The 9,868-nt window shown below is 65.0% G+C and carries 7 protein-coding genes; 2 read left to right on the forward strand and 5 right to left on the reverse strand.

Annotation, left to right across the window (positions count from 1 at the left end):
• Positions 1 to 308 precede the first annotated feature (308 nt).
• Together DYI24_RS14015 and DYI24_RS14020 are read right to left on the reverse strand one after the other, a co-directional pair.
• A complete protein-coding gene (locus tag DYI24_RS14015) occupies positions 309 to 1,886 on the reverse strand; it encodes a fatty acid--CoA ligase (RefSeq protein ID WP_164572720.1) in 1,578 nt (525 codons plus the stop codon).
• A 303-nt stretch (positions 1,887 to 2,189) separates the two neighbouring features.
• The gene (locus tag DYI24_RS14020) at positions 2,190 to 3,062 is read right to left on the reverse strand and encodes an SDR family oxidoreductase (RefSeq protein WP_107343740.1); all 873 of its coding nucleotides are present in this window, start codon (positions 3,060 to 3,062) and stop codon (positions 2,190 to 2,192) included.
• Positions 3,063 to 3,173: 111 nt separating this feature from the next.
• Between DYI24_RS14020 and DYI24_RS14025 the strand changes: the two genes are divergently transcribed.
• Together DYI24_RS14025 and DYI24_RS14030 are read left to right on the forward strand one after the other, a co-directional pair.
• The gene (locus tag DYI24_RS14025) at positions 3,174 to 3,986 is read left to right on the forward strand and encodes a crotonase/enoyl-CoA hydratase family protein (protein WP_164572721.1); all 813 of its coding nucleotides are present in this window, start codon (positions 3,174 to 3,176) and stop codon (positions 3,984 to 3,986) included.
• 147 nt (positions 3,987 to 4,133) lie between these two features.
• Positions 4,134 to 5,678, forward strand: a complete 1,545-nt coding sequence (locus tag DYI24_RS14030) for an acyl-CoA synthetase (protein WP_164572722.1) — start codon at positions 4,134 to 4,136, stop codon at positions 5,676 to 5,678.
• Positions 5,679 to 5,809: 131 nt separating this feature from the next.
• Here the strand turns inward: DYI24_RS14030 and DYI24_RS14035 are convergent, their stop codons facing one another.
• The 3 genes from DYI24_RS14035 to DYI24_RS14045 form a co-directional block, all read right to left on the reverse strand.
• Positions 5,810 to 8,611, reverse strand: coding sequence for an ATP-binding protein (locus DYI24_RS14035; protein WP_164572723.1), 2,802 nt, complete (start codon positions 8,609 to 8,611; stop codon positions 5,810 to 5,812).
• A 159-nt stretch (positions 8,612 to 8,770) separates the two neighbouring features.
• Entirely contained in the window at positions 8,771 to 9,661 is an 891-nt protein-coding gene (locus DYI24_RS14040; RefSeq protein ID WP_164572724.1) for a LysR family transcriptional regulator, read from the reverse strand.
• Positions 9,658 to 9,868 (reverse strand): putative sulfate exporter family transporter (locus tag DYI24_RS14045; RefSeq protein ID WP_164572725.1); only part of this gene is annotated, 211 nt, incomplete at its 5' end. The genes DYI24_RS14040 and DYI24_RS14045, both read right to left, overlap by 4 nt.

Genomic DNA, 9,868 nt, shown 5'->3' on the forward strand with positions numbered 1-9,868 from the left:
GGTCTAGCGCGCTGACGCGCGATGGATGCGCGGGGCGAGCCTGCGCATGACGTCTTGGCTGAGCAGCGGCAATGCCACGAGTCCGGACTTGGCCGTGGTCATTCCGGGGCGCGCGAAGCGCGAACCCGGAATCCATATTCCCTGGCTTCGCCGTGTTAGTAGATGTTTGCCACGCGGTGGCTTAGCGCGACCACTGTGGTTATGGATTCCGGGTTCGCGAGCTGCGCTCGCGCCCCGGAATGACGAACGTGAGGGATGTGCGCCGGGCTCTTTGGCGGCGTAGCGTCGCCGTCCGATGTGGCTGCCCCTCAGTTCACCTGCCGGTCCTTGCCGCTCCAATACGGATCGCGAAGTTGGCGGCGGAGGATCTTGCCCGAGGCATTGCGGGGCAGGGCCGGGATGAAGTCGATCGACTTCGGCGTCTTGTAGCCGGCGATGCGGGTGCGGGTGAAGCCGATGATGTCCTGCGCGGTCGCTTCCTTGCCGGGCTTCATCACCACCACGGCCTTCACCGACTCGCCCCACTGATCGTCGGGCACGCCGACCACCGCGACTTCGGCGACGTCGGGGTGATCGCAGATCGCGCTCTCGACCTCGGCCGGATAGATGTTCTCGCCGCCGGAGATGATCATGTCCTTGATGCGGTCATGGATATAGACGTAGCCGTCCTCGTCCATGTAGCCGGCGTCGCCGGTGCGCAGCCAGTTGTCGCTGTCGATCGTCTTCTTGGTGGCGTCGGGGAGATTCCAGTAGCCCACCATGTTGGAGCCGGAGCGGGTGGCGATCTCGCCGACCTGCCGCGGCGGCAGCGGCTTGCCGTCGGGATCGAGGATCGCGATCTCGACGCCGGGCAGCGCCTTGCCGGCCGAGCGCATCCGCTCCAGGCCCTCGACGTGATCCTCCGGGGGCAGCGCCACGATGGTGCCGGTGGTCTCGGTCATGCCGTACATCTGCACGAAGCCGCATTTGAAGACTTCGATGCATTCTTTCAGCAGCGCTGCCGGGATCGGGGAGGCGCCGTACAGCATGTACTTCAGCCGCGAGAAATCGACCTCGCGGGCGCGCGGCTGCCGCACCACGAACTGCATCGCGGCCGGCACCATGAACAGCTTAGTGATGCCGGACTGTTCGAAGAAGTCGAGCACCTTGGTCGGATCGAACTCGCGCGCGATCACACCCTTGGCGCCGTGATAGACCCCCATCATGCCCCAGCCGGAGCCGCCGATGTGAAATACGGGCATCGCCACCAGCGACACGTCGTCGGGCGTCCAGGTGTTCCATTCCGGCTTGTTGTCCTGGCCGGCGCGGACCAGCGACAGGAAGTTGGCGTGGCTGAGCATCGCGCCCTTCGGCTTGCCGGTGGTGCCGGAGGTGTAGAGCTGGATCGCGATGTCGGACGGCGCGATCGCGACCTGCGGATCATCGCCCGGTTGCGCGTCGCGCCATTTGGTGAAGTCCTGCCATTCCGGCGCGCCGCCTTCGGTGGTGATGATGTGGCGCACGCTCGGGATCTGATCCTTGAGGCCGCGGACCTGATCGACGAATTCCGGGCCGACGAACAGGATCGCCGCCTTGCAGTCTTCGACGATGTAGGCGATCTCCGGCCCTGCGAGGCGCCAGTTCACCGGCGCCATCACCGCCTTGGCCTTGATCGCGCCACTCCACAGCTCGAAATAGATGTCGCTGTTTTTGCCGAGATAGGCGATGCGCTCGTTCGGCTGCACGCCGGACGCCTGCAGCGCGCGGGCGACCTGGTTGGTGTGGCGATCGAAGTCGGCAAAGGTGCTGATGCGGCCCTCGAACTCGTAGGCGATCTCGTCGCCGCGGGTCTTCGCCTGCGCACGGATGACGTCGGCCAGCGTGGCCGGCTCGGCTGCCTCGGACATTGTCTCTCCCTTGGATATTGTTAGTTCGTTGCTTGTTGTTTGCACGAAGTCTGCCGCGCTTCGGCTGCAAACACAAGCGGGAGGGAATGTCGCGGGGATGATGAACGTGCGGCCTGGGAGGCCAATGGCGCCGCATGGAAAGCCCAAAAGCTGCGCAGCACAAGATGGTCATCGCCCGGCTTGTCCGGGCGACCCAGTATTGCAGGGCGTTCGTGGTTAGCCGCTGACGCCCTGCAATACTGGATCCCCCGCATATGCGGGGGATGACGTCGTTAGTTGGTTCGCGCGTGCGATCCGAGCTTGTTATCCCCGCTGCGCGCGGTCTTTTTCGTTCTGGGCCTTGATCGAGGCCTTGGCGTTTTCCCAATCGTCGTTGGTCCAGTCGCGCAGCTGGTAGAAGTTGCCGCCCATCGCGAGGCCCTGCGCGCCGTCCATGGCGATGGTTTCGCCGCTGATCCAGTCGCAACCGCCGGAGATCAGGAAGGTCGCGAGGTTCTGCAGCTCTTCCATGGTGCCGACACGGCCCATCGGGTTCATCTTGATGGTGCGTGCGCCGGCTTCGTCGCCCGGCTTGATCCGCTTGCTCATGCCTTCGGTCGGAATTTCGCCCGGCGCAATGGTGTTGAGGCGGATGCCGTATTTGCCCCATTCGGTGGCGAGCGACATCGTCATGGCGTGGATCGCCGACTTGCTCATCGCCGACGGCACCACATACGGGCTGCCGTTGCGCACCCAGGTGGTGGTGATCGACACCACGTTGCCGCGGTGGCCGCCGGCGATCCAGCGCTTGCCGACTGCATGGGTGACGTAGAACGTGCCGTGCATCACGATGTTGGCGACGGCGTCGAAGCCGCGCGGGCTGAGATCCTCACTCCGCGAGATGAAATTTCCCGCCGCATTGTTGATCAGGTCGGTGAGCGGCCCGCTCTCGAAGATGGTCTCGACCATGTGGTCGACCGCCGCGGCGTCGCGGATGTCTACGCCATAGGTCATCACCTTGCCGCCGTACTGATCCATCAGTTCGGTCGCGGTCTCGTCGCACACGCCCTTGCGACGGCCGCAGATGTGCACTTCGGCGCCGAGCTGCAGGAAGCGCGCCGCCATCGCCTTGCCGAGGCCGGTGCCGCCACCGGTGACGAGGATGCGACGGCCGGCGAGAAGCTGATCTGTGAACATGAAGAAAACCGCCCGGAAAAGTTGAAGCTGATCGTTAATTAGGCGATTGACTAAATCCCGACAACGCTTTTCTGTAGCGCCGCAACGCAAAACAAAATGGAGGATGTCCCGATGAGCGACCGCGTTTCGGTGACGATCACGGACGGTGTCGCCGATGTCCGCCTGGTGCGCGCGGACAAGATGAATGCGCTCGACGCCGCAATGTTCGAGGCTTTGGTGAAGACCACCGAGCGCTTGGCGAACGAGAAGGGCGTGCGCGCCGTGGTGCTATCCGGCGAGGGCAAGGCGTTCTGCGCCGGCCTCGACATGGGACGTTTCGCCGCGATGAACGAAAGCGGTGGCAACGGAATTCCGGGAGGCGAATTTCGTGACCTGACCAAGCGCACGCACGGCCAGGCCAACGCCGCGCAGCAGGCGGTGTGGGGTTGGCGGATGCTGCCGGTGCCGGTGATTGCTGCGGTGCACGGTGTCGCGTTCGGCGGCGGCTGTCAGCTCGCGCTCGGCGCCGACATCCGGCTGATAGCGCCGGATGCCAAGATGTCGATCATGGAAATCAAATGGGGCCTGGTGCCCGACATGGCCGGCACGCCGATTCTGGCGACGCTGCTGCGCGACGACGTGCTGCGCGAACTGACCTACACCGGACGGATCGTTGCGGCACAGGAGGCTGTGAGCATCGGTCTCGCCACCAAGATCGTCGACGACCCGTACCAGGCCGCGCTGGAGATGGCGCGCGAGATCGCCGGCAAGAATCCGGACGCGGTGCGTGCCGCCAAGCGGATGATGAATAAGCTCTCGGTCGATCCGGGCCCGGCGCTGCTCGCTGAAAGCGTCGAACAGCAGAAGCTGATCGGTTCGCCGAACCAGACCGAAGCGGTGCGCGCGAATATGGAAAAGCGCGCGCCCAACTTCGTCGACGCATAGCGCTACGCGGCAAATACATGACTTATCGAGGGGACGCCGCGCGCATCGCGCGGCGTCTTCGCGTATAAGCGCCGCATCATCGTGCTGCAGTGTGCGGTCATCCTTGCGCGCTGCGGCCAACCCCGACTCGAGAATCGGAGAGTAACAATGTCCGAGAACCAGCTTTATCACGGCATCATTTCCGGCGACCGCCGCCGCAGCTTCGACGAAGTGAACGCGCGCGTCGCGACCATCGCCGGCGGCCTGCAGGCGCTCGGCGTCAAGCCCGGCGACTGCGTCTGCGTGCTGATGCGCAACGACATCGCCTTCATGGAAGCGGTGTATGGCGTGATGACGCTCGGCGCCTATGCGGTGCCGGTGAACTGGCATTTCAAGCCGGAGGAAGTCGGCTACATCATCGGCGATTCCGCCACTCGGGTGCTGATCGGCCACGCCGACCTGTTGCACAGCGTCGCCTCCGCGATTCCGGCCGACCTCACGGTTCTCAGCGTGCCGACGCCGCCGGAAGTGATCGCCAACTACAAGATCTCGCCGGATCATCTATCGCCGCCGGCGGGTGCGATTGATCTCGACGGCTGGCTGGCGCAGCAGAAGCCGTATGACGGCCCGGCGCTGCCGCAGCCGCAGAACATGATCTACACGTCCGGTACCACCGGCCATCCGAAGGGCGTCAAGCGGTTCGCGCCGACGCCGGAGCAGGCGGCGCATGCCGAGAAGATGCGCGCGACGATCTACGGCCTCAAGCCGCAGGTGCGCGCGCTGTGTCCGGGCCCGCTGTATCACTCCGCTCCGAACTCGTTCGGCATTCGCGCCGGCAAGCTCGGCGGCGTGCTGGTGCTGATGCCGCGCTTCCACCCCGAGGAATTCTTGGCGCTGGTTCAGGAGCACAAGATCGACACCGTGTTCATGGTGCCGACGATGTTCATCCGGTTGATGAAGTTGCCCGCGGAGGTGCGCGCCAAGTACGACGTCTCGTCGCTGCGCCATGTCATCCACGCCGCGGCGCCATGCCCCGCCGACGTCAAGCGCGCGATGATCGAGTGGTGGGGGCCGGTGATCTATGAGTTCTACGGCTCGACCGAATCCGGTGCGGTGACGTTCGCAACGTCCGAAGACGCGCTGAACAAGCCCGGCACCGTCGGCAAGATCGCGCACGGCGCCGAACTGAAATTCATCGACGATGACGGCAACGAAGTGCCCCAGGGCGAGATCGGCGAGATCTTCTCGCGGATCGCCGGCAATCCCGACTTCACCTATCACAACAAGCCGGAGAAGCGCGCCGAGATCGACCGTGGTGGCTTCATCACCTCCGGCGACGTCGGTTATGTCGACGACGACGGCTACGTCTTCATCTGCGATCGCAAGCGCGACATGGTGATCTCCGGCGGCGTCAACATCTATCCGGCCGAGATCGAGGCGGCGCTGCACGCCGTGCAGGGCGTGCACGACTGCGCGGTGTTCGGCATTCCAGATGCGGAGTTCGGCGAAGCGCTGATGGCGATGCTCGAGCCGCAGCCTGGCGTGACGCTCGACGAAGGCTTCATCCGCTCGCAGCTCAAGCTGGCGCTGGCCGACTACAAGGTGCCCAAGCACATCAAGATCATGCCGGAGCTGCCGCGCGAAGATTCGGGCAAGATCTTCAAGCGCCGCCTGCGCGATCCGTATTGGGCGAATGCCGGCCGGGTGATCTAGCAGCGTTCTGTCTTTGGTGGAATGAGGACGACGCTTCGCGCCTCCTTGCCATGAGGCTCATGAGGCTCCATGAGGCTCCGCCGCGTTGCGCTTTGGCGGCGGAGTTCCAAGTTCACCGACACAGGACGAGTCTAGCTCGCGGCGCTCTTGCGTTCAGGGCCGGCCTCGTCTTCGGCCGGCTGATGATCGGCGCGGCCGAGGGCGGCGCGGACCAGGCGTGCCAGATCGGCTCGGCGGAACGGCTTCGATAGCAGCAGCACGCCGGGGTCGAGCCGGCCGTGATGCATGATGGCATTCTCGGTATAGCCTGATGTGTACAGCACCTTCACCGGCCGCAGCCGCGCCACCGCGTCGGCGAGCTGCCGGCCGTTCATGCCGCCCGGCATGATGATGTCGGTGAGCAGCAGATCGAACGGCGTATCGCGCCGCACTTCCGCCAGCGCTGCGGTGCCGTCCGCTGCCGGGATGGTGCGATAGCCGAGGCCGCGAAGCTGGGCCAGTGCGAAGTTGCGCACCAGTTCGTCGTCTTCGACCAGCAGGATGGTTTCGGTGCCGCCTTCGATCGGCGTGATCGAGGGCAGGGCATCGACGTCGGAATCGGCGCGGGGCAGGTACAGCCGGATCGTGGTGCCGTGCTGTTCCTCGCTGTAGATCTGGATGTGGCCGTTCGACTGTTTGACGAAGCCGTACACCATGCTCAGCCCGAGGCCGGTGCCCTTGCCGACGCTCTTGGTGGTGAAGAACGGCTCGAACGCTTTCTCCAGCACGTCGGGCGTCATGCCGGCGCCGGAGTCGCTGACTGCGATCATCACATAGCGGCCCGGCTTCACCTCGGGGTGATGTTCGGCGTAGTCGTCATCTAGCATTACGTTGGCGGTCTCGAACAGCAGCTTGCCGCCGCCCGGCATCGCGTCGCGGGCATTGACGGCAAGGTTGAGCAGTGCGGACGACAACTGCGACGGATCGATCAGCGCCGGATCGACCGCCGGATCGAGCCGAACGTCGATGTCGATGTGCTCGCCGATGGTCGGCCGCAGCAGCTGCTTGATGTTCGACACCACGGTGTTGACATCGATGTTGCGCGGCTGCAGCGGCTGCTTGCGGGCGAAGGCGAGCAGTTGACGGGTGAGGTCTGCGCCGCGCTCGGCGGCCTGGTCGATCATTTTCGCGATGGTGACGAGGTCGGGCCGGTCGGCCAGCTCGTCGAGCAAGATCTCGGCGGTGCCGCTGATCACCGTCAGCATGTTGTTGAAGTCGTGCGCAACGCCGCCGGTGAGCTGACCGATCGCCTCCAGCTTCTGCGACTGGTGCAGTCGCCGCTCGGTCTCCTTCAGCTCGGAGACGTCGCTGAACACCACGACTGCGCCGCTGATCGTGCCGTCGGCCTCGCGGATCGGGCGCGCGTTGCCGGAAACATCGACAATCTTGTCGCTGCCCAGCACATGGACGACGAACTCGAAGCGATCAATCGGCTCGCCGCGCATCGCCCGTCGTCCGGGACGCTGATCGACCTCGAGCGGTGTGACGCCGTCGGCGAGGAACGACTCGACCGAAGTCTCCCAGGTCGGGCCCGTGATCCCGGTGGGCGAGGTGCGCAGCGCCACAGCGGCGGGGTTCTCATAGACGATCACACCTTCGGTATCGACCAGCAGCACGGCCTCGGCCATCGCATTCATGATCGATTCGAAAATCTCCTTCTCGCGGCGGAGCGCCGCGGTCTTCTCGCGCGACTCCTGCATCGTCGAAGAGAACGCCTGGGCCAGCACGCCGATCTCCCCGCCGGCGTTACGCGGCAGCGTCAGCGGCCCGCCGCCACTGAGGCTTTCGACCGCACGGGTCATCTCCGAGAGCGGCCGCGCCAGGCTGCGGGCGAACGCTACCGCCAGCACGATCGCCACCAGCACGGCGAAGCTGCCACCGACAAGGGTGGACTTCCCCCACGCCAGCATCGGGCCGCGGATCATGTCGTGCTCGGCGATCGCTTCGACCAGCGCCAAAGGCGTCTCGGTGCCGGCGTTCATCGGCTGATAGGCGACGCCGAACCGGTCACCATTGCGGCTTTCGATCACGGCCGGAGTCCAGCGGTCGTTCGCCAGCGCCCCGGCGAGCCCGGGAAAATCCTGCTCCAGGGTCGAGGGAAAGCCGATCGCCAAGCCGCCTCGAGGGGCGTCCGGGTGGAACAGGTAGTGTCCCTTGTCGTCGACCACATAGATCTTGGACGCCGCCAGTACCGGATCTTTCAGCCGCTCGAACGGCCTTCTCAGGTCGATCGTCGCGGCCAGAACGCCGAACCGCGCGCCATCGTCACTGAACACCGGGGTGACGACGCGAATGATGGGACGCAGCGCCGGTGCGTCCTGCTGTGCGGCTTTGGCTGACGGCTCCTCGATAGGCTCGAACTCGACAGTCGAGATCAACATCTCGCCGTCTTTGGCCGACATGCCGAGCTCGATAATCTCGCGGCCGCCCGCGAATGCTAACTGGTCGTCGGGAACGATACGAATCTTGCCGTTGGCCAGACGTTCGACACGGACGATGTCGCGGCTCTGGTCGGCGACGCCGATCAGCCGGTAGCGTGCGAAGTCCGGCTTGTTTTCCAGTTCCAGCGCGAGGCGGCGGCCGATGCGTTCACGCCACTGCGGCAGGCTTTCGCCGCCGGCGACGATTTTCGACCGGTCGAGACTGAGCTCGATCAGCTCGTCAATGCCGATAATGTGGCGGAATCCCATCAGGTCGGCGGTGGCGCCGTTGACGAGCTGAGACAGCTCGCGCGCCTGCCAGCCTGCATTGGCGTCGAGTCCAGCCAGGGTCCGCTCGATCGCCACCGGCGCGATGTTGCGATAGCCGAGATAGCCGACCCCGATTGCGGTCAGCATTGCCGTCGACATCACCAAGATCGCCAGTCTGGTCGAAAGCGTCAGCCCCTTGCGCAACGTCTCACCCTCCTAGGTTGTAACCCTAGGCATGGCTTCGGCAGCGCCGCAACGATGCGAGGCAAATAAGCTAAGTTTTCTTTGGATAGTTACAGAGTTGTGAGTTCCTGTGGCGGGAACCGGGAATTAGCAGCCGCGATTTTGGTATCCAAATCCAGATCAGCGCGCGGGCATATCGGACAATTCAGCAAGTAGTGCGTTCTCGGCCTGACTGTGGCTGTGTTCCTTGTGACGCAAGAGATGAAACGCGCGATGCGGCAGATCGAATCGCTGGCAGTGCAACGTGCCGGCGGCCAGTGACGGCGCGGCGACGAGTGCAGAGATCGCGGTGGCGCAGTCAGAACTTTCGACTGCGGCGCGGACTGCTTCGTTGGACGGCAATTCCAGCCGGACATCGAGATCGGACAACGCCAGCCCGCTGCGTTGCAGCGCGGCCTCGAACATCGCGCGCGTGCCCGAGCCGCGTTCGCGGAGCACCCAGCCGGTGGTGGTGAGCTTGGCGGTCGTCAGCCGCGGCAGCGTGCACCACGGATGGTCGCGTCCGACCACGATCACCAGATCATCGCCGCCGATCGGCGTCGCGTTCAGCAGCGGATCGTCGACCTCGCCTTCGACTAGGCCGAGATCTGTGCGGCCTTCGCGCACCGCGGCGGCGACCTGTTCGGTATTGGCGATCGTGAGCTGCAGCGTGATGCCGGGATAACGCTGCCGGAAGCGCAGCAGCCGTTGCGGCAGCCAGTAGTTGCCGACGGTTTGGCTGGCGGCGACGCTGAGCGAACCTCGTTTCAGCCCGGCGATGTCGTCGAGTGCCTGTGCGGCGGCGCGGGCGCGGGCAAGCACGGCGCGGGCTTCGCCGAGGAAGTCGCGACCGGCTTGCGTGAGCACGATGCCGCGGCCGACGCGGTCGAACAGCTTGACCCCGTGACGTGCTTCCAGCGCGGCGATCGCCGCGCTGGTGGCCGATTGAGTGAGGTTCAGTCCGCTCGCGGCGCGGGTCATGTGCTGCTGTTCGGCGACCGCGATGAAGATGCGGAGCTGTTCCAGTGTCATCCTTGCCATCCTGTGAGTTTGATCAGCGTCAGCGAGAAGCCGGCAATGAACAGCGACGCGGTGAGGCCGAGCAAAGCGGGCCGCAGGCCGCGCGCGGCGAGTTTGCGCAGGTCGGTCTCCAGTCCCATTGCCGCCAGCGCCATCGACAAAAGAAAGCCGGTGATCGCCACGATCCAACTCTTGGCCTCGCACGTGATGGCGACGAAC

Source organism: Rhodopseudomonas sp. BR0C11 (genome assembly GCF_010820945.1).
GTDB classification, from domain to species: Bacteria; Pseudomonadota; Alphaproteobacteria; order Rhizobiales; family Xanthobacteraceae; genus Rhodopseudomonas; species Rhodopseudomonas palustris_H.